At 62.1% G+C, this 24,559-nt stretch carries 27 protein-coding genes; 23 read left to right on the forward strand and 4 right to left on the reverse strand.

Annotated elements, in window-relative coordinates; all coding sequences use genetic code 11:
- Nucleotides 1-331 precede the first annotated feature (331 nt).
- On the forward strand, nt 332-2,350 hold the full coding sequence (locus C7C56_RS24745) for a methyl-accepting chemotaxis protein (RefSeq protein ID WP_229458983.1): 2,019 nt from the start codon (nt 332-334) through the stop codon (nt 2,348-2,350).
- Nucleotides 2,351-2,529: 179 nt separating this feature from the next.
- On the opposite strand, the gene C7C56_RS24750 is transcribed toward C7C56_RS24745, so the two are convergent.
- On the reverse strand, nt 2,530-3,108 hold the full coding sequence (locus C7C56_RS24750; RefSeq protein WP_106760017.1) for a hypothetical protein: 579 nt from the start codon (nt 3,106-3,108) through the stop codon (nt 2,530-2,532).
- Nucleotides 3,109-3,413: 305 nt separating this feature from the next.
- Here C7C56_RS24750 and C7C56_RS24755 point away from each other — a divergent pair, with 305 nt between their 5' ends.
- From C7C56_RS24755 to C7C56_RS24840, 19 genes are all read left to right on the forward strand, one after another.
- Nucleotides 3,414-4,421, forward strand: a complete 1,008-nt coding sequence (locus C7C56_RS24755) for a PstS family phosphate ABC transporter substrate-binding protein (RefSeq protein WP_106760018.1) — start codon at nt 3,414-3,416, stop codon at nt 4,419-4,421.
- Between the two features lie 105 nt (nt 4,422-4,526).
- Nucleotides 4,527-5,444, forward strand: coding sequence for a phosphate ABC transporter permease subunit PstC (gene pstC / locus C7C56_RS24760; protein ID WP_219933225.1), 918 nt, complete (start codon nt 4,527-4,529; stop codon nt 5,442-5,444).
- Nucleotides 5,445-5,455: 11 nt separating this feature from the next.
- A complete protein-coding gene (gene pstA, locus C7C56_RS24765; protein ID WP_106760020.1) occupies nt 5,456-6,385 on the forward strand; it encodes a phosphate ABC transporter permease PstA in 930 nt (309 codons plus the stop codon).
- An 11-nt stretch (nt 6,386-6,396) separates the two neighbouring features.
- Nucleotides 6,397-7,209, forward strand: a complete 813-nt coding sequence (gene pstB / locus C7C56_RS24770) for a phosphate ABC transporter ATP-binding protein PstB (RefSeq protein WP_106760021.1) — start codon at nt 6,397-6,399, stop codon at nt 7,207-7,209.
- Between the two features lie 28 nt (nt 7,210-7,237).
- Nucleotides 7,238-7,942 carry a phosphate signaling complex protein PhoU gene (phoU, locus tag C7C56_RS24775; RefSeq protein ID WP_106760022.1) on the forward strand — a complete coding sequence of 235 codons (705 nt, stop codon included), beginning with the start codon at nt 7,238-7,240 and terminating at the stop codon, nt 7,940-7,942.
- A complete protein-coding gene (locus tag C7C56_RS24780; RefSeq protein ID WP_106760023.1) occupies nt 7,942-8,721 on the forward strand; it encodes a response regulator in 780 nt (259 codons plus the stop codon). Before phoU ends, C7C56_RS24780 begins: the two co-directional genes overlap by 1 nt.
- Entirely contained in the window at nt 8,691-9,239 is a 549-nt protein-coding gene (locus C7C56_RS24785) for a type II toxin-antitoxin system HicB family antitoxin (RefSeq protein ID WP_146204633.1), read from the forward strand. The genes C7C56_RS24780 and C7C56_RS24785 overlap by 31 nt, the downstream gene beginning before the upstream one ends.
- A gap of 129 nt (nt 9,240-9,368) precedes the next feature.
- Entirely contained in the window at nt 9,369-9,557 is a 189-nt protein-coding gene (locus C7C56_RS30160; protein WP_229458984.1) for a hypothetical protein, read from the forward strand.
- Nucleotides 9,558-9,592: 35 nt separating this feature from the next.
- Nucleotides 9,593-10,093 (forward strand): arsenate reductase ArsC, encoded by a 501-nt coding sequence (locus tag C7C56_RS24795; RefSeq protein ID WP_106760025.1) that lies wholly within the window; start codon nt 9,593-9,595, stop codon nt 10,091-10,093.
- On the forward strand, nt 10,090-10,818 hold the full coding sequence (locus tag C7C56_RS24800) for an aquaporin (protein ID WP_106760026.1): 729 nt from the start codon (nt 10,090-10,092) through the stop codon (nt 10,816-10,818). The genes C7C56_RS24795 and C7C56_RS24800 overlap by 4 nt, the downstream gene beginning before the upstream one ends.
- Before the next feature lie 59 nt (nt 10,819-10,877).
- On the forward strand, nt 10,878-11,255 hold the full coding sequence (arsD, locus tag C7C56_RS24805) for an arsenite efflux transporter metallochaperone ArsD (protein WP_106760027.1): 378 nt from the start codon (nt 10,878-10,880) through the stop codon (nt 11,253-11,255).
- Entirely contained in the window at nt 11,252-13,027 is a 1,776-nt protein-coding gene (gene arsA / locus C7C56_RS24810; RefSeq protein WP_106760028.1) for an arsenical pump-driving ATPase, read from the forward strand. The genes arsD and arsA overlap by 4 nt, the downstream gene beginning before the upstream one ends.
- 132 nt (nt 13,028-13,159) lie before the next feature.
- On the forward strand, nt 13,160-13,282 hold the full coding sequence (locus C7C56_RS30410; RefSeq protein ID WP_267874736.1) for a hypothetical protein: 123 nt from the start codon (nt 13,160-13,162) through the stop codon (nt 13,280-13,282).
- 208 nt (nt 13,283-13,490) lie between these two features.
- The gene (locus C7C56_RS24815) at nt 13,491-14,015 is read left to right on the forward strand and encodes a TonB-dependent receptor plug domain-containing protein (RefSeq protein WP_229458985.1); all 525 of its coding nucleotides are present in this window, start codon (nt 13,491-13,493) and stop codon (nt 14,013-14,015) included.
- A 111-nt stretch (nt 14,016-14,126) separates the two neighbouring features.
- Nucleotides 14,127-15,446, forward strand: coding sequence for a GGDEF domain-containing protein (locus C7C56_RS24820; RefSeq protein ID WP_106760030.1), 1,320 nt, complete (start codon nt 14,127-14,129; stop codon nt 15,444-15,446).
- A gap of 222 nt (nt 15,447-15,668) precedes the next feature.
- Entirely contained in the window at nt 15,669-16,346 is a 678-nt protein-coding gene (locus C7C56_RS24825; RefSeq protein WP_106760061.1) for a TetR/AcrR family transcriptional regulator, read from the forward strand.
- Between the two features lie 136 nt (nt 16,347-16,482).
- Nucleotides 16,483-17,136: a protein-L-isoaspartate O-methyltransferase family protein gene (locus C7C56_RS24830; protein ID WP_106760031.1), complete on the forward strand. Its 654-nt coding sequence runs from the start codon at nt 16,483-16,485 to the stop codon at nt 17,134-17,136.
- Nucleotides 17,137-17,150: 14 nt separating this feature from the next.
- A complete protein-coding gene (locus tag C7C56_RS24835) occupies nt 17,151-17,474 on the forward strand; it encodes a rhodanese-like domain-containing protein (RefSeq protein WP_106760032.1) in 324 nt (107 codons plus the stop codon).
- Between the two features lie 68 nt (nt 17,475-17,542).
- On the forward strand, nt 17,543-18,862 hold the full coding sequence (locus C7C56_RS24840; protein WP_106760033.1) for a TolC family outer membrane protein: 1,320 nt from the start codon (nt 17,543-17,545) through the stop codon (nt 18,860-18,862).
- Nucleotides 18,863-18,982: 120 nt separating this feature from the next.
- On the opposite strand, the gene C7C56_RS24845 is transcribed toward C7C56_RS24840, so the two are convergent.
- The 3 genes from C7C56_RS24845 to gloA all read right to left on the reverse strand — a co-directional run bounded on the left by C7C56_RS24845 (nt 18,983) and on the right by gloA (nt 22,490).
- Nucleotides 18,983-20,491 carry a hypothetical protein gene (locus tag C7C56_RS24845; RefSeq protein ID WP_106760034.1) on the reverse strand — a complete coding sequence of 503 codons (1,509 nt, stop codon included), beginning with the start codon at nt 20,489-20,491 and terminating at the stop codon, nt 18,983-18,985.
- A gap of 17 nt (nt 20,492-20,508) precedes the next feature.
- On the reverse strand, nt 20,509-21,825 hold the full coding sequence (locus tag C7C56_RS24850) for a hypothetical protein (protein WP_106760035.1): 1,317 nt from the start codon (nt 21,823-21,825) through the stop codon (nt 20,509-20,511).
- A gap of 251 nt (nt 21,826-22,076) precedes the next feature.
- Nucleotides 22,077-22,490, reverse strand: coding sequence for a lactoylglutathione lyase (gene gloA / locus C7C56_RS24855; protein ID WP_106760036.1), 414 nt, complete (start codon nt 22,488-22,490; stop codon nt 22,077-22,079).
- An 84-nt stretch (nt 22,491-22,574) separates the two neighbouring features.
- On the opposite strand from gloA, the gene C7C56_RS28410 reads away from it, so the two are divergent.
- The 3 genes from C7C56_RS28410 (at nt 22,575) to C7C56_RS24875 (ending at nt 24,487) form a co-directional block, all read left to right on the forward strand.
- Nucleotides 22,575-22,769, forward strand: a complete 195-nt coding sequence (locus C7C56_RS28410) for a hypothetical protein (protein WP_146204634.1) — start codon at nt 22,575-22,577, stop codon at nt 22,767-22,769.
- Nucleotides 22,770-23,136: 367 nt separating this feature from the next.
- Nucleotides 23,137-24,204, forward strand: coding sequence for a hypothetical protein (locus C7C56_RS24870; RefSeq protein ID WP_106760039.1), 1,068 nt, complete (start codon nt 23,137-23,139; stop codon nt 24,202-24,204).
- Nucleotides 24,194-24,487 carry a hypothetical protein gene (locus C7C56_RS24875; RefSeq protein WP_106760040.1) on the forward strand — a complete coding sequence of 98 codons (294 nt, stop codon included), beginning with the start codon at nt 24,194-24,196 and terminating at the stop codon, nt 24,485-24,487. Before C7C56_RS24870 ends, C7C56_RS24875 begins: the two co-directional genes overlap by 11 nt.
- Nucleotides 24,488-24,559: the final 72 nt, after the last annotated feature.

Raw genomic sequence — 24,559 nt, forward strand, 5'->3', positions numbered from 1 at the left:
GGGGGGGGGGGGGGGGGGGGGCGCGCACGACGAATTCGTTCGCGTCGTGCACGAGGGCGAGTTTTTGCCCGCCGCGATAGGTATAGCTTGGCGTACGGGTGTCCATGGACACTCCTTGTGTGCGGAAACATCACGGCCAGAGCGCAGCCCGTGCCTTTTTGACGCATCGCGGCACCGTTAGTTCTGGGCGCCGGAAAAGCGGGGGCGCGGGTCCGGCCGGCGCCCCCTTACAAAGTGGATTCGGATTTTTTTCGTCCTGTCATGTGGAGGACATGCCCGGTTGCGACAATGCTCATAGGCAATCAAATCGAATCCACTATGGAAAGAAAACATGGATACCATCCTGGCCAGGCTATTTCTTTGGCAAAAATTCCTAATTCTTGGGCTGATCGGCTGTGTGCTGGTTGCGGCGCCGTTTGCACTCTACTTGCTTGAGTCAAATAAAGTCGTCGATGCGGCTGAACGTGAACTCGCCGGCCTCGCCCCGATTGCTGTGCTGACGCGCTCGATCGAGCAAGTCCAGTCGCATCGCGATCTATCCGCGCTGGTGCTCGGCGGTGTCGATGAAACCGCTGGCCCACTGGGAGCCAGGACGCTGGAGGTCACGGCGACATTCGCCAAGGTCAATCAAACGATGCTTGGGCTCGCCAGCGACAACAAAGTCATCCCTGCCTGGAGACAGGCGATGAAAAATTGGACAGCGCTGTCCGAGCGTATCAACAAGCGCTTCATCTCAGGCAAGGAGAGCCTGGCGGAGCACTCCGCGCTCGTGGCCGAACTCTTGGCGGTAAACCAGCTGCTGGTGGCGTACTATGGGCTGAGCCTGGATCCGGATCCAGCGACCTACTATTTGGGCGATGCCGCCCTCGTCCAGTTGCCCGCGATCTCAGAGGAGCTCGGAAAAATCCGTAGCAGGGGAGCGGCATTGCTCGCCGGCGGAACGGCTACGCAGCGTGACCGGATCGCGATGATGGCGTTGATCGACAAGGCCAATGATCGATACGCCGGCCTGATGACGACCATATCGAGGGCCGGTGCGGCGGACCGGACGCTGGCCGCCGGGCTGCAAACGCGGGCCAAGGGCGCAATGGCCGCCGAGGATCAGGCGATGCAAATCGCCCAAACCGACATCGTCGATGCCGATCCGCTGATGCTTGCGGGCGAGGATTACCGTGCCAAAATCAGCATTGCTGTCGACGCCCAAACGCGGTTGCGGGCCACTCTTCTTGAGGACATCACGCGCATGATTGAGGCGCGCCACGCCACGCTTTCGACGACGCGCAACCTTGTCTGCGCTTCGGTCGCGATTCTGGCCTTGTGCGCAGCGACATTCGGGATGCTGATCGCGCGTTCCATCACGCGGCCGCTGAATCAGGCTGTCGAAGTGGCGCGGCGCGTGGCGGCGGGAGATCTTACCAGCCGTGTTAGCGGAAAATCGGCGAATGAAACGGGGCAGCTCCTGCGGAGCCTTCAGGAAATGATCGACAGCTTGGCAAACATCGTCAGCCAAGTCCGCACAGGCACGCACACGGTCGCCACCGCGGCAAATCAGATGGCTGCGGGAACCTCCGAATTGATGACCCGTACTGATAGGCAAGCGACATCGCTGGAAGAAACCGCGATGTCCCTGCAGCAACTCACCCAAGCCGTCCGGCACAACAGCGAAAACGCGCAACAGGCGACCAGTTTCGCCGGGTGCGCTTCCGAGATCGCAAAAAGGGGAGGCACGGTTGTCGCGCAAGTGGTCGATACCATGGGCTCGATCCAGCAATCGGCGGCCAAGATCATTGAGATAGTCACCATCATTGACGGCATCGCGTTCCAGACCAATATCCTGGCGCTGAACGCGGCCGTGGAGGCGGCACGCGCGGGCGAACATGGCCGCGGCTTTGCCGTTGTCGCGGCCGAGGTGAGAAACCTCGCGCAGCGCTCGGCGGTCGCGGCCAAGGAGATCAAGATGTTGATAAACGATTCGGCCAAGAAAGTCGAGGTCGGCAATGTGTTGGTCGCAGATGCGGGCGCGACGATGACGCGGGTCGTCGAGAGCGTGCTCAAGGTGACGACGATGATCGCCTGCATCAGCCAGGCCAGCGACGGGCAGCTCAGGAGCATTGAGCAAATCAACGTGGCGATGGGTGAGATGGACAAGGTCACCCAGCAAAACGCGGCACTGGTCGAAGAGGCCACCGCGGCGGCCGACTCACTGCTCGACGAGGCGAACTGCCAGACCGATGTGGTCAGCATTTTTTCGATTCTGCATTCCGACAGCGCGACGATCGGGATTGATGGCGTGCCCCGGCGGGGGCGGAGTCCGCTAAATGGCGCGCCAAGACTGCGGATTGCGGCGTAGCCAGTTGGCGTCTGGCGCGGCGGGACCACAAATCGGTCAAGCCGTTGCCGCCACTTTCAGGTATCGAAACAGGTCTCCTCATCTATCGAACGCGGGTTCGAGCACCGCGTTCGAAGCACCGGGGCCGGCGAAGTGGTGACGCCTTGCGGGCGGCGATCCTCATACAAGTTTCCCTTCCGTTACTGGCCAGTCCGTGGCCAGTCCGGCACCGCGCCCCCGTAAAAACTCGCTTCGATCGGGACCAGGTATTGCCCGACAAATGCTCCGCCATGCTTCGACTGGCGAAGTGCCATATGCCATTGGCCGAGGACGGGAAAAAGTTGGGCGGAATCTTGGGCCGCGTCGATACGCCTTCGAATATCGGAGGAGAGCAATCCCAAATATTTCAGTGCGGTTTCGGACAGCAGTCGCTTGAGCGCGGCGATCTTCTCGGGGTCCTCCGTCATCCCCGGTGGCGGCCCGCTGGACGCCGGCTCAACAACGATGGGCGCCATCGACGCGGTCGTGGTTTCCTGCTGCGAGATCATCTCTTGTTGCTGCAGAAAATCGACAATCCTTGCGAGCTCCTCCTCAGGGACAATCTTGTTTATGTCATGCAGCTGTTTGACGCCGTCGACCAAGATGAGCACATGCCGCTGCCGGCTGCTCAAGCCAAGGCTGCGTTGCGCGACCTCATTGCGGCCTTTGGCCGTCTTCGTGAAAACGGCGCCGCGATGCAAGGTCGATGCGATCGATTGTATCTGCCTAATTTCCCTCATGGATTCAGCGAGCGCCTCAAGAACTAATATTTTATGTGGGCAAGATTACCGGGTCATTTCACGCAACAGGTTTATCGCATGCACAGGCAATTCATGCTGGCCAACATGTGTGGCCGGCGTTCTCGGCGCCTCCATCGACTCCGCATGCAAACAAGCCCGGCATCCCTGCCGGGCTTGTTCCGTTTTCCCGTCCAGCCCTTGCAATTCGTCACATCGGTGCAAGCGCTGACAGCCGGGCCCCGTCATTACCGCGTAATATTTTCCGGCCAAGATGAACTTGATGTCTAAACCCAAAGGAGTAGTTCATGAATGCATCACATATCGGCATCCTCTCATCCCTTCTTGCGACGGCAACGCTTTCATTGGCTGCGGCAACCGCGCAAGCCCAGCCGATCGTCAAGATCGATGGATCGAGCACGGTGTTTCCGCCGACCGAAGCTGTGGCGGAGGATTTTCAAAAGTCGAAAAAGGGCGCCATCAAGGTAACCGTCGGCATTTCGGGCACTGGCGGCGGCTTCAAGAAATTTTGCCGTGGCGAGATCGACATCTCGAACGCATCGCGTCCAATCCTAAAAAAGGAGATGGAGGAATGCGCAAAGGCCGGCATCAAATATGTCGAGTTGCCGATCGGCTTCGACGCGTTGACCGTGGTGGTCAATCCAAAAAATAAATTCCTCAGCCGAATGACCGTCGAGGAGCTGAAAAAGCTCTGGGAACCGGCCGCGCAGGGCGTCATCACGCGCTGGAACCAGGTCAACCCGGCCTGGCCCGATGCCCCGATCAAATTGTTCGGCGCTGGTTCCGATTCCGGCACCTTCGACTATTTCACCGAAGCGGTCGTAGGCAAGGCCAAGTCCAGCCGCGGCGACTATACGGCATCGGAAGATGACAACGTCCTCGTGCAGGGCGTTTCGCGCGACATCAACGCCATCGGCTACTTCGGCTACGCGTACTACTACGAAAACGCCAAGAAGCTCAAAGCCGTGGCGATCGTCGAAAAAGCCGGCAAGCCGGCGGTGCTGCCTTCGATGAACACCGTACTCGACGGCACCTACCAGCCACTGGCGCGGCCGATTTTCATCTACGTCAACGCGAAATCGATCGAGAAGCCTGAAGTCAGGGAATTCGTCGAGTACTACCTCCGGAACGGCAAGAAGCTCGTCGCCGAAGTCAAGTACGTGCCACTGAACGATTTGGACTACAAGCACGCGCTGAGCAATTTCAGTAAAAGGAAGACCGGCACGGCATTCGGTGGCGAGGCCGAGGTCGGCGTCAAGGTTTCCGAACTGTTGGCCCGCAATCCGACGGAATAAGTTTTCACCCTGGTTGTGACGCAGCAAACGCGCGGCCTGCGAAGGTCGCGCGAATTAACCCGAAAGTTCGCCATGAGCGCCCAGTTGACTCATCTATCCGTACCAATGACGCCACGGCCCATTTCGGGCCGGCTCCGCAAAAACGCGCTTCGCAACATCAAGGAACGCTCCATCGAAGCGGTGCTGCTTGCCGCCGCCTCCGTCGCCGTGTTCACGACGATTGCGATCCTCTATATCCTGATCGGCGAGACCATCGATTTCTTCAAGCACGTTACGATCGGGCGCTTCTTGACCGATCGTCAATGGACACCGCTGTTCGACGACGCGCACTTCGGCATCATCGTCCTGTTGACGGGCACGCTGACGAGCACCGCGGTCGCCCTCATGGTCGCCATTCCGCTCGGCACCGTCATCGCCATCTACCTGTCCGAGTTCGCGGGCCATCGCACCCGCGAGATCGTCAAGCCGATCCTCGAACTGCTGTCGGGCGTGCCGACGATCGTGTTCGGCTACTTCGCCCTGTTGTTCGTCACACCGCTGTTGCAGCAATTGATTCCAAGCCTTCCCGGGTTCTCCATCCTGTCGGCCGGCCTGGTGATGGGGATCATGATTGTTCCCTACGTGAGTTCCTTGTCCGAGGACGCCATGCGCGCCGTGCCGATGAGCTTGCGCGAAGGTTCCTACGCGATGGGCGGGACGCGCCTGCAAACGGCGCTGCGCGTCGTCATGCCGGCCGCCACCTCCGGCATCGCGTCGGCCTATATCCTGGGAAGCTCCCGGGCGGTGGGCGAGACCATGATCGTGGCCATCGCCGGAGGCATGCAGCCAAGCCTGACGCTCAATCCGCTCGAGCCGGCCGCGACCATCACGACCTATATCGTGCAGGTCGCCCTAGGGGACCTTCCGCACGGATCGACCGGCTACCAGACGATCTTCGCGGCCGGCCTGACCCTGATGCTCATCACGCTGACGTTCAACGTGGTCGGCTATTTCCTGCGCAAGCGATTCCGTGAAACCTACTAATTAATGCGCCCATGAAAAAAACATCCCAAACAACGGCGGACATCCGCCGCATGGTCAAGAAGAGCAAGCGGTGGGATCTATGGTTCATCATGCTCGGTGTTTTCTGCATGTTGATCTGCCTGATCGCGCTCGCCGCCCTCTTTCTCGAAATGGCGGTCAAGGGCATGGGGCGCGTGGACGGCGATTTCTTCATGAACTTCCCGTCGCGCCGCGCCGGCGAAGCGGGCATCCTGTCGGCCTGGGTCGGATCGGTCCTCGTCATGTTTGTGACGGCGGTGGCGGCCATCCCGCTTGGCATCGCCGCCGGCATCTACCTTGAGGAATACTCCAGGAAGGACTGGGTGGCCGACCTCATCGAGATCAATATCACGAACCTGGCAGGCGTTCCCTCGATCGTCTACGGACTTCTGGCGCTGGGCCTGTTCGTGCACCAGCTTGGATTCGGCCAAAGCATTCTTTCGGCCGGGCTCACGCTTGCCTTGCTGATCCTGCCGATCGTGATCGTGGCGACGCGCGAATCGATCCGTGCGATTCCGGAAATGATACGCGAGGGCGCTTATGCGCTGGGCGCGACGAAATGGCAGGCGGTGCAGCACCACATCGTGCCGTATTCGATGCCGGGCATCCTCACCGGCGTGATCATCGGCATGGCGCGCGCGATCGGCGAGACCGCCCCCATCATCACGATCGGCGCCCTGACCTTTATTGCCTTTCTCCCTCCAGCGCCGTTCACCGGCACGCCGCCGGCGGGGATGTTCGATTGGCTGTCGTCGCCCTTCACCGTCATGCCCATCCAGATGTTCAACTGGACTTCACGTCCGGAGGAAGCGTTCCAGACCAACGCCGCGGCTGCCGGCTTCGTCCTCGTCCTGATGACGCTGGCGATGAACGGCCTGGCGATCTGGCTGCGCTATCGCTGGCGTAAAAATATCAATTGGTAACAGGATAAACCATGCAAAATTCCCTCTTGAAATCCAAGGCCGGCCAGGCCGCGGGCGGCGCCCGCTCCAAGGCTTCGGTCAGCAACCTCAACTTCCACTATCAAACCGGGCTTCACGCGGTGAAAAACCTCAGCATGGAAGTGCTCGAGCACCGTGTCACGGCGTTGATCGGTCCTTCGGGTTGCGGCAAGTCGACCTTCCTGCGCTGCTTCAACCGGATGCACGACCTGTACCCCGGCAACCGCTATGCCGGCGAAATCGTACTGCACCCCGACAACACCAATTTGTTGTCGGATGAAGTCGACCCGATCGAGGTGCGCATGCGGATCGGTATGGTTTTCCAGAAATCGAACCCGTTCCCGAAGTCGATCTTCGAGAACATCTCCTACGGCCTGCGGATCCGGGGCGAGAAGGACCGCAACGTTATCGAAGAGAAGGTTGAACAGGCCTTGCGCGACGCCTCTCTGTGGACGGAGGTGAAGGACCGCCTGCATTCGCTCGCCAACAACTTGTCGGGCGGCCAGCAGCAACGCCTGTGCATCGCGCGCGCGCTCGCCACGGATCCGGAAATCATCCTCTTCGACGAGCCGACCTCGGCGCTCGATCCCATCGCCACGGCCGGCATCGAAGAATTGATCAGCCAGCTCAAGGAAAAGGTCACCATCCTGATCGTCACCCACAACATGCAGCAGGCGGCGCGCATCTCGGACTATACGGCCTATATGTACCTGGGCGAGGTGGTCGAGTACGGCGAGACCGATCAGATTTTCACGACGCCGGTGCACGAGGCGACCCAAAACTACGTCACCGGCCGTTTCGGCTGATCCCGCGATTGAACATTAAGGAAATTCCATGCCCATCGATCACTCGTCGAAACAATACGACCACGATCTCGAAGAAATTCGCTCCAACTTCCTGCTCATGGGCGGCCTGGTGGAGAGCCAGTTTCAAGAAGCCGTGGCGTGCTTCCAAACCGGCAAAGCTTCTGACGCCGACCGCATTGTCAAGGCGGACGAGAAGGTGAACCGGCTGGAAATCGAACTCGATGATGCATGCAGCCATCTCATCGTGCGCCGCCAGCCCGCCGCCAACGACCTGCGTATGGTCATGGCGACGATCAAGGCGATCACGGACCTTGAGCGCATCGGCGACGAGGCCGCCAAGATTGCCCGCACCGCGAGGACGATCTCGGAGCGCAGCGTCATTTCGATCAATCATTATGAGGCGATCAGGGTGATTGCCCAGCGCGCCGGCGACATGCTGCATGGGGCATTGGACGCTTTCGCCAGGTTGGACCAGAAAAACCCGCTCGCCCTGATAGCGCAGGATCAGGCCGTCGACCATGAATTCCGCACCGTCCTGCGGACCATGATCACTTTCATGATGGAGGACCCGCGCACCATTTCCGTCGCCCTCGACATCATATGGGTGTCCAAGGCGATGGAGCGCATTGGCGACCATGCAAAAAATATCGCCGAGTATGTGATCTATATTGTTGACGGAAAGGACATCCGGCACACGGGATACGGCCTGCCGAAGCAGGACGTCGTCGCCTGATGGGCGCCAATGCCATCGGCAAGACACTCGTGCTGGTGGTGGAGGACGAGCACCCAATCGCCGAACTGATCAAATTCACGCTGCGGTCCGTGGACTGCCAGGTCGCGGCTGTGCACAGCGTGCGTGAGGCGTGGGAATTCATCGCACACCGGCCACCGCAGCTCGTGCTTCTCGATTGGATGTTGCCTGACGAGTCCGGCCTGGCGCTATTGTCCCGGATGCGCGCGGAGCAGCTGTTCGACAAAGTACCCATCATCATGTTGACGGCGAGGAGCATGGAGGAGGACATGATCGCCAGTCTCGACCGCGGCGCGGAGGATTACATCACCAAGCCGTTCTCGCCCCGCGAACTGGCGGCGCGGGTTGACGCCGCACTGCGCCGCGGCCCGCCCGAACGCTCGCTCGCGATCCTGTCGCTGGGCCCCGTGGCGATTGATCCGTCGACCCTGATGGTCAGCGTGGACGGGCGCGCGATCGATATCGGCCACGCCGAGGTCAAGCTGCTCAATTTCCTCCTGGCGCATCCGGAGCGCGTGTTCTCGCGCGGACAGTTGCTCGACAAGGTTTGGGGCCACCAAATCGTGATGGAGGAACGCTCGGTCGATGCACACGTACTGCGGCTGCGCCGCGCCCTGGGCAATGCCAGTCACATGGTGAAAACCGTGCGCAGTGTCGGATACATGCTATCGGCGTGCGCCCCTACGCATGACGATGCTGAAAAGCGCCAATACGCCAACGAGGACCGTCCATGCCCGATGACCTCGATTATTGCGTCCTGATCTTCCACGATGGCAAGGGGTTCGTCGCCCAGATCTTGAATCAACCAGGATGCATCGGACGGGGCCGCACCCATGCGGAAGCGCTCGAGCGTGCCGCAAACGCGATGGGGGAATTGGAGGGCAACAAAGGCGCCAAGCCGCGGGGTGGCGGCCGCGAGGCGCGGCCGTGCCGGCGCCCTCTGAAGCGACGCCATGTCTCGGCCGCGAAAGCGCTGCTGCTTGAAAAATACGGAAATCTGTCAAACCGGGAGATCGCGGCGCGCATAGGGGTGGTCGAGCGCGATGCGCCGACCATGTTGTCGATGGCGCTGTCCGGACGTGGTTCGCGGCGTGTGCGCTGCGCGATCGCCGTCGCGCTCGGCGACTTGCCTTCCAGGCTGTGGCCGGACCGTCCGCCAAAATTCATGGCCGACGATGACGCGCAATTCAATGAACTCACGCGGCAGGATGCAACGGCGTGTTGCGCGTCCCAGTGTCAAAACGGCGGGACGGACAAGCATTGGCGGGGCAGCCTTTAAACTGGAAAAATCCGGGTTCATGTGAAAGTGCTTTCGATGCCACCAGGCAAAAATAGCCCCATAAATACCCTTTACTTTCATAGTTCTATAATTGTAGAATTGTGGAACCTTTGGAAGGGGCAACAAAAAGTGGAAACCGATCAAGCCATCAATGCCCTCGCGGCCTTGGCGCAGGAAACCCGTCTGGCCATGTTCCGACGGCATACCACATTCTGCGCGCGCATCGAGGCGTTCCTGGCGCTGCCGCTCGACGAACTAAATACGGACCGCGCCCGCATGAAGGCGGAGTTGGACCGCATCGGAACCCCGCTTCCATAAACCGTGCCCACCCCAGATCGACCAACGGAGATCCCATGAACGAAAAAACCTACAACGTCCTGTTCCTTTGCACCGGCAATTCGGCGCGCAGCATCATGGCCGAGGCCATGCTCGATGTGGCCGGCCGCGGCCGGTTCAGGGCCTACTCGGCCGGCAGTCATCCCACCGGCGAAGTCCATGCCTTCGCGCTCGAACAAATCACCACGTTGGGCTACCCGATCGACAATCTGCGCAGCAAATCGTGGAACGAATTCGCCGCCCCGGAGGCGCCACGAATGGACTTCGTCATCACCGTCTGCGACCGGGCCGCGGGCGAGGCCTGTCCGTTCTGGCCGGGCCAACCGATCACCGCGCATTGGGGGTTCCAGGACCCGGCGGCGGCCACGGGGAGCGGGGCCGATATCCATCATGCGTTCGCCCGGATATGCCGCGAAATCAAGACCCGCCTGGATATCTTCCAGAGCCTGCCGATCGAAAAACTCGACAAACTGGCGCTCAAACGCGAGATGGACCGCATCGGGATGACGGCACCATGACTTTCGCCAGACGCTTTGTGGCCGAGGGCCTGGGCACGGCCTTCTTGCTCGCGGTTGTGGTCGGCTCGGGCATCATGGCCGAACGGCTTGCGGGCGGCAACGTGGCGATCGCACTGCTGGCCAACGCCATCGCCACGGGCGCCGGGCTGGTCGCGTTGATCTTGATGTTGGGCACAATCTCGGGCGCCCACTTCAATCCGGTCGTCACGCTCTCCGAGGCGTGGCAGAACAACATGCCTATGGTTGAGGTCGGGCCGTACATCGTGGCGCAGATCATCGGCGCCTTCGCCGGAGTGGCGGCGGCGCACCTGATGTTCGAGGCACCGATATTGATGGCATCGCAGCACGCCCGAACCGGCGGCGCGCAATGGTGGAGCGAATTTGTCGCCACGTTTGGACTCATCGCCGTCATCATCGGCTGTTCGCGAAGCCGGCCCAGTGTCACGCCGTTCGCCGTGGCGGCCTACATCACCGCGGCATACTGGTTCACGTCGTCGACGTCCTTCGCCAACCCGGCTGTGACGCTGGCGCGCAGCGCAACCGATACCTTTGCGGGGATTCGCCCTGGCGACGCGCCCGGATTCATCGCGGCCCAATTGCTCGGCGCGGCCGCCGCAACGGTGGTGTTTTGCTGGCTCTACCCGCCGGCGCCGCACGACGCCACTGTGGGCGGCACTGTGGCGCCGAGCGACTTCGCCACCGCTCAAAAAAATTCGCCTTCTTAAAGGCCGGACTGGATCGGGTCGGCACGGCTTTTCCCTGAGATTGTTTATGGAGTCTGAAAATGAAAATGATACGTGTATTCGATCCGGCCCTGTGCTGCAGTACCGGCGTTTGCGGTGTGGACGTGGACCAGGCATTGGTGAATTTTTCGGCGGATGTGGCTTGGGCAAATGAACAGGGCGCACAAATCGAGCGCTTCAACCTGGCCCAGCAACCGATGGTCTTCGCCGAAGACGCAACCGTCCGGGGTTTTTTGGAACGTTCCGGCCATGAAGCGTTGCCGCTCATTTTGGTCGATGGCCAAGTGGCCCTTGCTGGGCGCTACCCGAAGCGTGCCGAATTGGCGCGCTGGGCAGGGCTCTTGTTGCCAGCGGAATCGGCGAACCCGGCCAGTTGCTGTCCCGGCGGCCGATGTGGTCAACCCGGTACGCCATCATGAAATTTCTCGAAAAACCGCCCCGTTTTCTTTTCTTTACCGGCAAAGGGGGAGTTGGGAAAACATCGATCGCCTGTGCCACAGCGATCGATCTCGCCGAATCGGGCAGGCGGGTCCTGCTGGTCAGCACCGACCCCGCCTCCAATGTCGGACAGGTTTTCGGCATCAGTATCGGCAACAAGATCACAGGCGTCGACGCCGTGCCGCGCCTCGATGCGCTTGAGATCGACCCGCAGGCGGCGGCACAGCTCTATCGTGACCGCATCGTCGGTCCGGTCAGGGGCGTGCTGCCGGACGCCGTGGTCAAGGCAATTGAAGAACAGCTCTCCGGCGCCTGCACCACCGAAATCGCCGCGTTCGACGAGTTCACCGATTTGCTCACGGACGCCAGTCTCGACGACACGTACGATCACATCATTTTCGATACGGCGCCGACCGGCCATGCGATACGGCTCCTGCAATTGCCGGGCGCCTGGAGCGGATTTCTGGATGACGGAAAGGGCGACGCCTCCTGCCTTGGCCCGCTGGCCGGACTGGAAAAGCAGCGCACCCAATACAAGGCGGCACTCGACGCCTTGGCCGATCCGCTGAGCACACGCATGGTACTGGTGGCCCGCGCCCAGTCGGCCACCCTGCGCGAAGCGGCGCGCACGCATGACGAGCTCGCCGCAATCGGTCTGTCGCGCCAATACCTCGTCATCAATGGCGTGTTGCCCGGCGCCGAGGCGCCGCGGGACCGGCTCGCCCAAGCCATCCATGACCGCGAGCAGGCCGCGCTGGCGGACATTCCGGCGAACCTCAAGACCCTGCCATGCGACGTGGTGGCCCTCAAACCCTTCAATCTGGTCGGGCTCGCCGCCCTGCGCGGACTGTTCGCCGAAGCTGCGCCGCTGGCATCGACCGGCGACGATGCGCCGTTTGTGTTCTCGGCCCCCACTCTCTCGGCCTTGGTTGACGAGATCGCGCTTGACGGCCATGGCCTCGTGATGTTGATGGGTAAGGGCGGCGTCGGCAAGACGACCATTGCCGCGGCCGTGGCCGTGGAGCTGGCCCACCGCGGCCTGGATGTCCACCTGACCACTTCCGACCCGGCTGGACGTCTCGCCGAAACCCTCAACGGCACGCTTGAAAATCTGGCCGTCAGCCGGATCGACCCGCACGCCGAGACGGAGCGCTATCGCGAGCAAGTGTTGCGCACCAAGGGCGCCAAGCTGGACGCGGCGGGCCGCGCCCTGCTCGAGGAGGACCTGCGCTCGCCATGCACCGAAGAGATCGCGGTGTTCCAGGCGTTCTCGCGCGCCATTCGCGAAGCGGGCAAGAAATTCGTCGTGATGGACACCGCCCCCACCGGCCATACGCTGCTGCTGCTTGACGCGACGGGCGCCTACCACCGGGACGTGGCGCGCCAGATGGGCGACACGGGGGTGCACTTCGTCACGCCGATGATGCAGCTACAAGATCCGAAGCAAACCAAGGTCCTGCTGGTGACACTGGCCGAAACCACGCCGGTGCTTGAGGCGGAAAACCTGCAGGCCGACTTGCTGCGCGCCGGAATCACGCCGTGGGCCTGGATCGTCAACAATAGCATCGCGGCGGCCCAGCCGCATTCACCCTTGCTGCGCCAGCGCGCGTTCGATGAGTTGCGGGAGATAGACGCGGTCGCCACGCGCCACGCGAAGCGCTACGCGGTGACTCCTTTGCTGATGGAAGAGCCGGTGGGCGTCGAGCGCCTTCTCGGCATGGCAGGCCATCGCGGCCGAAGTGGGAACGATTGATCGGCCTGCGGGCGGCAGGCCGTTTCAGTTGATATCTTTCCGTTTCAGACTCTATGCGGGCCGAACAAGTGTTACGTCCTGATATATTCTGAAGCGGACGCCGTTGTAAAACAAGGACCCAGGGTCGCGGCGTTGACGCCCACCCAGACCCCGGTGGTGGCGCTCGGCTGCTCGTATCGCAACCCGGCCCACTATCCTCCCAAGCTGCCCTGCGTCGGCAACGATAACGCGGCCCTGATCCGTCTCGCCTACTAGCCCCTGATCCGCGTCGGCCTGCACCAGTTCGCTCCGTTCAGCATGCCGAGCCGAGGCCCCAACCGCTGGGCGCGCGAACGCCTGGACGCGTTGCCGACCTGCGTGACCTGTGCGAGCCGATCGTTTGCCGGGGCATGGCCAACAGCGTGAGCGAGTGGAGCCGTGGTGTGGACGCGACAGTGGCTCGGCCGCAACAGTTACCCAAGCCTTGCAGGCTTCGGCCCAGCAAGGCGGGGCCGCCGCCAGCGGTCCCTCCGCCGACGCCCCCGTCCAGACCGTGACCGTGAGCGGCTTTCGCTCCAGCCTGGAAAAGGCGCTCGACTCGAAGCGCGCCTCGGTCACCACGCGCGAGTCGATCGTGGCCGAAGACATCGGAAAGTTCCCGGAACAGAACATTGCCGACGCGATGATCCGGCTGCCCGGCGTCGAGGTCGTGCGCGATGGCAACAGCAATGAAGGCCAGCGCATCCAGTTGCGCGGCCTCGGCTCCGAATACACGGTGACCACCTTCAATGGCGCCCCGGGGCGCGCCACCTCGTCGGGCAACGTGGGCAATTCGACGCGCGACTTCAATTACGACGTGTTCGCCTCCGAACCGTTCAGCAAGGTCGACGTGTACAAAGGTCCGCTGGCCGGACTCGAAGAGGGCGGCATTGCCGGCGTGGTCGATCTGAACACCCCGCGCCCATTCAACACGGCGACGAGTGTTGTTGCGGTGCAACTTCGAGCGTAGTGTCGAAGGACGTCCGGACGCTGTGCCTGCATATTGATGCATCGCAAGTCAAGGATACGCTACCATAGGTCAAGCATGCAGTTCATGTGGTAAAAGACTCTTGCCTGACTTATGTCCTCCGCCCTCAGTTCCTCGTCGCCATTGATCCGTAAACTGATCGTCTACGCCCGCTTGACGCTGGTTCTGCTGATCATTATTACCGTCGTGCTGCTGACGTGGCATCGCTTCGGCATGACGCGGACATATGAATTGACCGGCAGGGAAGGCGCGCTGGTGCGCGTCGAAGACGACCGCAGCACCGGCAAAGGCGCAACGGTGGCGACCCTGGAGCGTACCGACAAGGATTTTATGTTCGGTTGCGACATTGTGCAGATGTTCAAGTGGCCCTACTGCACGCTTGCGTTAAGCGTGCCTCAGATGGGTGTAGATCTGTCGGATTTTTCGCACATGACCTTGAATATCACCCATCCCTCCAACAGCGCCCCCATGATGCGCGTGCGCCTGATCAATTTCGACGACGGCATGACGGAAGTGAGCAACTGGCGCAGCTTCAAGGTCAACGAAGTTGTCGGGATTAAGGTTGACCCGAGCGGCAAGACCGTTGTGCCGCTCAACTGGTTCGGCGTTGCCCAATGGTGGAAGGACAGCTTCAAGCCCGCGGTGGAGCATTCGTCGGTCAACCTCGATCGGGTCATCCGGATGGAGATCGCCACCCCCACCATGATCAAACCGGGCCTGCACACCTACCGTGTCAAATCCTTTCAAATGCATGGCAAGTGGATCAGCAAGACTCAGCTGCTTGGTGCTCTGGTGGCGATGTGGATTCTGTTTTCGACCGCCTGGCCGATCGCATTCGCGCTGGCAATGCGCAGGGAACTCAAGGACAACAATACCAGGCTGGCATTGCTGGCCCAGATTAACCGGGCACTGGAGCTGGAATCGGCCGAGCTCGCCGACCAGGCGCATACCGATCCGCTAACCGGCGCGCTCAACCGCCTGGGCTTGCGCGACGCCCTGATGCGCACCTCGATGCTGCTGGCGCCGCCGATGTCGATCATTTTCACCGACATCGACTTCTTCAAGAATATCAACGACACCTTCGGCCATCAGGTCGGCGACGACGTATTGCGCCTGTTTTCTTCACGCATCACTGCGCAACTGCGCTCGACCGACAAGCTGGTGCGCTGGGGTGGCGAGGAATTCCTGATCCTGTGTGAGTCCACGGATGTCGCGCTGGCGACAGCGCTGGCGGAAAAGCTGCGCGCGGCCCTGGCTGGCGATTCCTGGCCGAAGGCCATTCCCTTGACCGCGTCGTTTGGTGTGGCCCAGCACCGCGATGCCGAGGAAATCGGCGACGTGATCGAGCGCGCAGATGAACAGCTGTATCGGGCAAAGCATGCGGGTCGCAATCGGGTGCAGACCGATGTTTAACGAGAAACAACGCTGATTTTGGAAGCACGCCTCCAACGCGGCAAACTTGTTGACGCGGTCTGAGCGTTTGCCTGGGACGTGTCGCTCAATGTAAGGCTATGCGTCGCAAATCTACAGGTATACGTCGCGCGACGACTACTTGCAGAAAGGGGATTTAGATTGACGTGTATGCATGCGCGGTCTATATTAATGACTCGCAAGTAAGTTACCGGATTGAAGCACATGCAATGTCCTTTTGATATCAAGCCCCGCTGGGAGCGGCGCAAGGACGCGCGCCCGCAGGAGTTGCTGGCGGCGGCGCTCGACCTGTTCGTCGAACGCGGCTTCGCCTCCACCCGGCTCGAGGACGTGGCCAAGCGCGCGGGGGTGTCCAAGGGCACCCTCTACCTTTATTTCACCAACAAGGAAGAGCTGTTCAAGGCGGTCGTGCGCGAGAACATCGTGCCGGCCATCGGCGAGGCCGAGGATGCCATCGCCGGCTTCGAGGGCCACAGCGCCGAGCTGCTGCGCATCGTCGTCTACACCTGGTGGGACCGGCTCGGCGCGACCAAGGCCTCGGGCATCGTCAAGCTGGTCATGGCCGAGGCCAACAATTTCCCCGACCTGGCCCAGTTCTACCGCGAGGAGGTCATCGTGCGCGCCTCCACCATGATCGGCTCGATGCTCGCGCGCGCCGTCGCGCGCGGCGAATTCCGCCCGGTCGACATCCCGGTCACGACGCAACTGCTGATCTCGCCGATGCTCATGCTGATGATGTGGAAGCACTCGGTCGGGCCCTGCGAGCAGAGCGCGCTCGACCCGCACACCTTCCTCGAGGCGTTCATCGGCATGGCGCTCAACGGCCTGTGCGCGGCGCCGCCGGTCCCGGCGGGCGGGCCGGCGCCGATTCCGGGCGCGTGATTCCGGGGGTTCAGTACCCTTAAACTGCAGACTGTCGCAATTTCATGCTTTCCGGGGGACCATATCGTTAAGATGTTGGTTCTGAGGCCGTTCACGATAAAATATCGGATTATTCTTTTTCCAACAGAGCCAATAGATGAATTTCGAACAAGCCCGTTTCAACATGATCGAACAGCAAATCCGCCCCTGGAACGTGCTGGACCAGGACGTGCTCGACCTGCTGCTGGTCGTCAAGCGCGAGGACTACGTGCCCGCCGCCTGCAAGAACCTCGCCTTCGCCGACACCGAGATCCCGCTGCCGGGCGGCGAGGCCATGTTCACGCCCAAGCTCGAGGCGCGCATCCTGCAGGAGATCATGCTCAAGAAACACGAGTCGGTGCTCGAAATCGGCGCCGGCTCGGGCTACATGGCCGCGCTGCTCGCGCACAAGGGCCGCCACGTGACGACGGTCGAGATCTCGCCCGAACTCAAGGCGATGGCCGAAGCCAACCTGGCCCGGGCCGGCGTCGGCAATGTGACGGTCGAGCTCGGCGATGGCGCCGAAGGCTGGGCCAAGGGCGCGCCGTACGATGTGATCGTCATCTCGGGCGGGCTCGAAGTGCTGCCCGAGGCCTTCCTCAAGCAGATCAAGGTCGGCGGGCGCGTCGCCTGCATCGTCGGCCACGCGCCGGTCATGTTCGCCAACGTCGTCACGCGCGTGTCCGAGACCGCCTACGACACGGTGACCGTGTTCGAGACCAACGTCAAGCTGCTCAAGGCGACGTCGAAGCCGTCCCAGTTCGCGTTTTAAGCAAGGCGGCCAGCATGAAGCATATGACCGCCCCCGAGCTGGCCGCGCGCCTGGCCGACCCGGCGCGCGCCCGTCCGCTGCTGCTCGACGTTCGCGAGAACTGGGAGTTCGCGACCTGCCAAATCGCCGGCTCGGTCCAGATCGCCATGAACATGATTCCGGCCCGCATCGAGGAGCTCGACGACGAGGCCGAGGTGGTTTGCATCTGCCACCACGGCGCGCGCAGCATGCAGGTCGCCGCGTTCCTCGAGCGCGCCGGGTTTGCCGATGTGACGAATTTGACGGGCGGCATACACGCCTGGGCCGTGCAAGTGGACCCGGCGATGCCGACGTATTGATGTCTGCGGGGGCGGGCGAGGGCCCGCCGCCGTTTTTGATTTATTCGATGATCCGCATGGAGAATGCAATGCAAAAACCCCTTATCGCCGTCCTGGTTGCCGGTGCCTTTTTCTCGGTCAATGCACAGGCGGTTGACCTGCTTCAGGTGTACCAGCAGGCGCTCGCCAACGACGCCGCGTACGCCAGCGCCCGCGCCTCGCTGGCGGCGGGCCAGGAGCGGATCGTGCAGGGGCGCGCGGCGCTACTCCCGACGGTGGGCCTGGGCGGCAGCAGCGTCCAGGGCGACATCGACCGCAATCCCCTCGGCGGCGGTTCGGCCACCGACGGCCGGGTCGACTCCTACTCGCTGTCGCTGTCGCAGCCCTTGTTCCGCTGGGCCAACTGGCAAACCTACCAGCAGAGCAAACTGCAGAAGGCGCAAAGCGAGGCGCAATTCGCGCAGGCACAGCAAGACTTGATCACGCGCGTCTCGCAGGCGTATTTCGACGTGCTGGCGGCCCAGGACACGCTCGAGTCGAACCGCGCGCAAAAGACCGCCACGACCGAGCAGCTGGCGTCGGCCAAGCGCAATTTCGAGGTCGGCACCCAGACCATCACCGACACCCACGAGGCGCAGGCCGCGTACGACCTGGTGGTGGCGACCGAATTTGCCGCCATCAACGACCTCGAGAACAAGCGCACCGCGCTGCAGTCGATCATTGGCTCCGCGCCGGCCGCGTTGGCGCCGCTCAAGCCGGGCATCGTGCTGGCGGCGCCGCAGCCGGCGCTGATCGACCCCTGGGTGTCGTCGGCCGAGAACCAGAACTACGGCGTGGCGGTGGCCGAACTGGCGCTCGAGTCGTCCAAGCGCGAAATCCAGAAGAGCCGCTCGGGCCACTACCCGACGCTCGACCTGCTCGTCAGTTCGGGCCACAGCAAGAGCAACCGGCCGAACCCGATCCCGGGCGCGAGCTCGGGCAGCAGCAGCTCGATCGGCGTGCAGTGGAACGTGCCGATCTTTAACGGCTTCGCCGTCAACAGCCGCGTGCGCGAATCGATCGCGCTCGAGGACAAGGCGCGCAACGACCTCGAGTTGACGCGCCGCGTCGCGGCCCAGAGCGCGCGCCAGGCCTTCCTCGGCGTCAACAGCGGCATGGCCCAGGTCAAGGCGCTCGAGGCGGCGGAGGTGTCGAGCCAGTCGGCGCTCGAGTCGAACAAGCTCGGCTACCAGGTCGGCGTGCGGATCAACATCGACGTGCTCAACGCGCAGCGCCAGTTGTATTCGACCCGCACCAACCTGTCGCGCGCGCGCTACGACACCATCATGGCCGGACTGCGCTTGAAGGCGGCCGCCGGCTCCCTGCGCGAAAGCGATCTGGTCCCGGTCAACAACCTGCTGCAGAAGTAAGATTGCGGCCGGGCGCCACGCGCGCCCGCCCCAAAAAAACGGCGCCCGCTGATCCGGGCGCCGTTTTTTTATCGAAGAAAGCATCGTGAGGGCGCGCAGCCGGCCCCCCGGCTCAGCCTCTCACTTGACGCAGCCCCCGGGCAGCGCCTCGGCCAGCCGGTATTCGATTTTCACCGCGTCGCGTTTGTCCGTCATTGTCATGCGCGCGCCGGGCAGGCTTTCGATATCGAAGCGCGCGCTCGGAAAGTCCTCTTTCCAGTCGTGCGCCCACCATTGCATCAGGTTTCCGGCCACGGTCCAGTCGCCGCTCGACTTGGCCTGCGCCGCGCTTCCCAGCGCCCGCGTGAATTCGTAATCGCCATTGCGTTTCAAAATGAGCTCGCTGGCGACGGCCTGGCCGTGCGAGTTCCATGTTCCGACCACCGCGCAGGGGTGGAGCAGGTCGTCGGTCGTGGGGGCGGCCTTGGTCATGCTCAGGCCGACGCACGCGCCAAGCAGTCCGAGGGCCAGCACCGACAGCGTGCGCCCGCCCAGCAAGCCGCCATCGGCATGCGGATCCATTTCCGCGATCTGCTCCGAGGAAACGCCCAGCATGCCCACGGTATAGTCTTTGTCGCGCAGGCGGCGCGTCGCCTTCGCGTTCATCACGAGCAGCACGATCAGGCCGAGCCCCGGGGTCGCGGCGGCGACCGCGAGCGCGATCTGGGCGGGCCGCGACATGCCCAATCCGGCGGCCATGCGCCACAAGCCCAGCAGGGCCAGTGCGCAGATGCCGACCAGCGCCACCAGCGTTGCCAACGGCGAGAGCAGGTCGCGCAAGGCGATCGAGAGGAAATTGAGCAAGATGGCGTCGATGGCTATTTTCTGGCCCGACGCGATCTGCGCCATCGCCGGGTCGCTGAAGTCGTCTTCGGCAACTTCCGGTTCCGGCGCCCGCCATTGCGGCGCGGCCGGTGCCGCGGCCGCGCCGCCTTCGAGCACGCGCAGAATCGCCTCGGCCTTTGGCGACGGGCGCGCCGGCGGGGGCGATGCCGCGCTTGCCGGCGCCTCCGGTTCGAGCGTGCAGACCGGCCCGTAACGGTTCAGGCCGGCCAAGCCGCCGTTGGCCTGGACCCAGCTCAGGCCGCGCATGGCGACCACGGCCGGACCCGACAGCAAGGCCGTCAATTGTTGCGCGCTGCGGTTCTTAAAAACGGGCAGCAATTTCTCGACGAGCGCGTCGAGGGCGGGGCCGGGGGTGGCGCCGCCGACGAGCCGCAGGCAATATTGGGCCGGCCGGTGGATGGTCGCGCGTTGCTTGTCGAGCACCGACAGTCCATGCTTGTTGGCGAGGTCGATGATGGCCGGCACCACCTCGTCGCAACGCTGGCTCAAGCCCATGACCGCGAACGCGCCCCGGAAATTGTCGATCAGCGGCGCGTCCGACCACGGGCACGCGTCCATGCTGCCGTCTTTTTCGTCGCAGTCCGACAGGCAGGGATAGCGCTGCGTGATGGCAAGGTAGAAGGCGCGCAGGGCCTTGACGGGCTCGACCGGCGTGGTCGATTCGCCGAGCTCGCTGGCAAAGGCGTGCGCCGCCGCGTCGTCCGCCGGCAGCGCCGCCGCCACAATGTTGAGTATGTAGGTCATCTGTATCCCACGCGGCCTTAGTCGAGGCAACTGCCCGGCAGGGCGCTGGTGCGGTTGAAGTGCGAGCTCACACCGTCGTCCTCGACGATGGTAAAACTGGTCTTGCCGTCGAAGGTGTAATCGTCGATGCCGCTCGCGGTTTCGAAGGCGTTGCCCGCGGCATACCAGCGGAGTTGGCCGCCCCGTTCTTCCCACCGGCCGTAAAGGATCGTCATCGTCGGCACGACCGGGCTGATCGGCGTTGCCATGTAGCTGCCGTCCTTTTCAAGCTTGAACTCGTAGACGGACTGGCCGTGGGTCGAGGTCCACATCCCGATGAACTTGCACGGGTGCAGAGGATCGGTCGATGGCGGCCCGAGCGGCACCGGAGCCCCGGCCTTGGGGGCGAAGCCGAGGCACGCGAGGACCACCACCAAGGTCGCCATCGACAGCTTGCGTTCGGCGAACACCCCGCCCGGGGCGACCCCGGCCAGGGTTTCCCGCTCGTCCGCGGGCAAGCCGAACCAGCCGGCCGTGTAGCCTTCCTCCCGGAAGCTTCTGTTGGCCATCCAATTGACCACCAGCAGCACGATCACGTTGAGGAGGGGGACCGCCATCGCCAGCGCCGCCAGCGTCTTCGCCAGCGGCGACAGGTACAGGCCGGCGGCCATCCGGAGCAGTGCCACGATGCAGAGCAAGCTGACCGCGGCCGCGCACAGCAACAGCAGGCTCGGCGGGAGCGTCTTGTGAAATCCCGCGACGAGCGCGTTGAGCAAGACGGCGTCGATCACCAGTTTTTGGCCGAGCGCCATCCGCGCCAGTTGCAAGTCGGTCCTGTCGTACTCGACCTCGGCGTCGGCGTCCTCCCCGGCATCGGGCACGGCATCGGCGGGCGCTGCGGGGGCGATGTGGTAGGTCTTGAGCAAGCGTTGCAGCGCCTCTTCGGAAAGCCGCGGGGCGGCGGCGGGCGCGGCCTCGTCGAGAAGGCCTTTGAGGCGGGCGGCCACCGCCTTGTCGAGCACGCCCCCGGTCGATGCCTTGTCGAGAACGACCTTGGCCGATGCCGGGGCGGGCGCGGGCGCCGCTGGCACGGCGGGCGCCTCGGCTTCGAACGAACAGGCGGCCCCGGCTTTCACGAGGGCCACCATATAGCGCTGCGCCGTTCGCTTGTCGACGCCACGCTTGACGATCGTGCCCTGGCCCTTGAGCAGGTTCAGCATTTGCTCCGGCGTGCTCTTGAACATGGCGGCCAGCCGCACGCTCAGTGCGGCAGCGTCGACGCCCGCCCGTGGCCCCCTGAGCCGCACGTGATACGTCGTTTGCAGCGCGGTGTCTGCCGGTGGGGCGTCGCTCATATTGGGGTCGCGAAATTATAATTGGCAAAAGTATATTCGCAGCGACCCGTCTGTGGCGTGTTTACTTCGCGCCGCGTTGCGGATTCGCCGCGATTGGGCGCGAGTGACCTGTGCGCTCTGCCGGACGGGTAATGTCACCGGCCATCTCGATCCCCAACTGCCACGCATTCCCGGTGGGCGAACCGGCCCAGGGACCTCAGGGCGGCGGCCATGCCCGGCCCACGCGCAAGAGTGGCTTAACCGGGTGCGAATCAGGAATCGAGCCCGCCGCCGCGCACGCCGTCCTTGCGTTCGATGAGTTCGATCTTGTAGCCGTCCGGATCGGTCACGAAGGCAATCACGGTGCTGCCGCCCTTGACCGGGCCAGGCTCGCGCGTGACGTTGCCGCCGTTGGCGCGCACCGCGTCGCAGGCCTCGACGATGTTGTCGGCCGAAATGGCGAGGTGGCCGTAGGCCGTGCCCATCTCGTATTCGGTCTGGCCCCAGTTGTAGGTCAGCTCGAGCTCCGCATGGTCCGGATTGCTGCCATAGCCGACAAAGGCGAGCGTGTATTTGTATTCGGGGTTTTCGCTGGTGCGCAGCAGCGTCATGCCGAGCACCTTGGTGTAGAAATCGATGGAGCGCTGCAGGTCGCCGACCCTGAGCATGGTGTGCAGGATGCGCATGGTAATCCCCTATGGTTGCGTAACGTCTGGTGGAGGATGCAATTCTATGCGCTTGGCCGCTTCCCTGCCGGACCCGGCCCGGTTATGCAAAAACGTATGGGCGAAGGCCGCGCTATACATTCCTGCATATCACAAGAACGGGTGGCGGCACCGCCGCGGCACCCATGGGATGAGCCGCGCCAAGCGCTGGACGAAGCGGCAAACGAAGCGGCAAACGAAGCGGCAAACGAAGCGGCAAACGAAGCGGCAAACGAAGCGGCAAACGAAGCGGCAAATTGAGCGGCAAATGGAGCGGCAAATGGAGCGGCAAATGGAGCGGCAAATGGAGCGGCAGGAAATGTCTCTTGAAACGTCAAATTAATAGAATATTTCTTAAAAATCAACAGTTTGCGATGCAAACCAACCGGCAGGAAATGCGGCAAAATGTACGCATTTCCCCATTAATTTGAACCGACCAGGCTCGACGACGGTCAATTGGAGGAAGTTCAACCTCATGAGTGGGCGCCCCTACTTCTATCTGGGCGATTTCTGACACGAGCATGCCGGTATGAATGACGAGTAGCAGGACAAGCACGTCACGTTCGGGGTCGCGGCCGGTGCTTTCCGCAGTGGCGCATGCTACGATTGAGAGCATTATGAGATCCCTATGACAGAACTGGACCGAGCTTTAACGTTTCATGTAGAAGGGCCACTAACCGACGCGCATACGCTGCCGGCGAGCGTGCTCGTCCAAATTCTAGAAAATGCTCAGCGCGCATTTGAACTTATCGGACTGCAGGTCGAAGGCAGGACCGTGAACGCGAGGGCCAGACTTGCAAAGTCCAGCGCCGAAAAATTTCAGCTCATATGCCAGTTGCCCGTGCATGGGTGCTACGCGATGCCGGTTGTCGTAGGAGGTGCGTCCGATGATCTTTTTGCACCTGAGCAAGCTGCCGCCGCAACGCAAATTTTCAAAGATTTGATGGTCGGCATTCAGCGCCGTGACCGCGAGGAAATGGAGATTATTCTCCCTGACGGTAGCATCAGAAAACGCGTGTTAGAGAGCATTAAAGGCATGCTGCCTCAGTGTGGGTCTGGATGGCGACTTGATTTGTACGACTCGACTGGCGTAAGCGTTGCCAGAGTAGGCGATTGGAGTGCGTCTTTCATTGATGAACTAACAGTTCCGACGGAGGAGTTGGCGGCTGCACAAACGGTGACGGGCGAGCTACGAAACATCGATTTCGCAGCGCGTAAGCTGACCATTCTCTACCCTGTAACACGTCGCGAAATGGATTGCTTTTACCCGGAGGAATTGGAAGATCTGTTGTTCAAGAATCGTCGCGATTTGCTCCAGGTGACTGGCATGATGATTCTTGACGATAGCGGAGTTCCCAAAGCTATTGATGACGTGACGGATATCCGGGAGATGGACTTGTCGCCATTTTCATTCAGTCGCCTGTCGCGTGGCACGCTTGTGCTGACCGCAAAGCGGCCGCTGAAGTTTGTTCCTATGCTCGACGAGAGCAGCCAGTACATCTGCTTGCGCGACGACAGCCTTGGGATTGAAGTGTTTGCAGAGACGCGACAAAAAGTCGCCGTAGAACTGGATGAACAGATCGCAATGCTCTGGTCGGAATATGCGCTCGCGGACGATGATTGCTTGGATGAAGTTGCGCAAGGGCTGAAGCAGCGACTCTTGATAACCTTCGACGGAGTGACACATGCCGCGTAAACGGGGTGATGTGGAAAAAGGTCTGCTGAACAAGGGTTTTCGTGGCCGCGAAGGCGATCACCACTACTACAATTACTTCAACACCCAGGGCAAGAAAACGGCAGTATTCACCAAAACTAGCCATAGCCACACTGAGATTTCGAAAGGGCTGATATCGCTCATGGCGAAGCAATGCAAGGTCCCAAAGCAAACCTTTGAACAGTTGGTCGACTGCCCCTTGTCACAACTTCAGTACGAAGGTCTTTTGATAGAAGGCGGGCATGTGAGCCCACTTTCTCCCTGATCGAAGCGAAGCGCTGATAATCTTCCGCTGAACACAGGATAAGGCCATCAAGCGCGAAGTCATTCTTCCTCT

Source organism: Massilia glaciei (assembly GCF_003011895.2).
In the GTDB taxonomy this organism is placed as follows: domain Bacteria; phylum Pseudomonadota; class Gammaproteobacteria; order Burkholderiales; family Burkholderiaceae_D; genus Telluria_A; species Telluria_A glaciei.